This window comes from Petroclostridium xylanilyticum (genome assembly GCF_002252565.1).
GTDB lineage: Bacteria > Bacillota > Clostridia > SK-Y3 > SK-Y3 > Petroclostridium > Petroclostridium xylanilyticum.
Window position 1 is genome coordinate 1 of the sequence record NZ_NPML01000038.1, and the last position, 814, is coordinate 814.

Here is an 814-nt window from a genome sequence, read left to right on the forward strand (position 1 = left end):
TGATGAAAAAAATTTTCAAAGAAACGAAAAAATAAAAAAAGTACGCACTTTTTACATCAACACGAAATCCTGCAAAACCTCTTAAATCAAGGCTTTACAGGATTTTTGTCTTATTTAAGTGTCAAACATGGGATTATATGACTTTTCCTTTATAAATGCAATATTTTTATATGGGAAGGGCGTATATTTTTTAGCTGAAGAATATTATTAACAGACTCTAAGCCTTTTCGCAAAGTTCTTTCCATAATATTCGTCAACTAAATTAAATGCACGTACACCTGCTCAATAAATACCTTTTTCATTCAAGAATGTCTTATACTCCATGTCACTTTTTAAAATATGACTTGAAATCCAATCAGCAATAAATTGAATTATTTCCAGTACCGCCTCATTTTGCTTTCCCTCTAAATCTTTTCTCTCAATCTTTTGAACTTTTTTTATAAAAAAATCATGTTCAATCTTGTGGCTTTCAAACTTATCAAAGTTATTTTCCTGCATCAATTTTTCCTCATAATTAAAATGATATATGGTGTATGCTTTTAACTCTTCTAAAATTTCGATTAAATTGTCATAATGGTCATACTCATCCTTGAGTGAGGCAATCTCAAATGCTTTGGAACCCAATTCAAATAATTTTTTATGCTGATTATCAATCTCGGCTATGTTACAACTATAAGTATCCTTCCATTTTAATAACATTCTAAAAACCTCCTTGTACAATTAATATTGTATTAAATCAGTGACCGAAGCCACTGTTCGACCCATTAAAAATCATTGTTAACATAACACTTCAAACTTCATACTTTTCTAAACA

The 814-nt window shown here is 29.2% G+C and carries 1 protein-coding gene; it reads right to left on the bottom strand.

Translation table 11 applies throughout. The annotated features are described in order from the left end of the window. Positions 1–282: 282 nt before the first annotated feature. A complete protein-coding gene (locus CIB29_RS18310) occupies positions 283–699 on the bottom strand; it encodes a bacteriohemerythrin (RefSeq protein ID WP_094547677.1) in 417 nt (138 codons plus the stop codon). Positions 700–814: the final 115 nt, after the last annotated feature.

What these genes read in the sequence shown, in the direction of transcription:
- CIB29_RS18310 (WP_094547677.1), bottom strand. Translation starts at nt 699, where the DNA reads ATGTTATTAAAATGGAAGGATACTTATAGTTGTAACATAGCCGAGATT.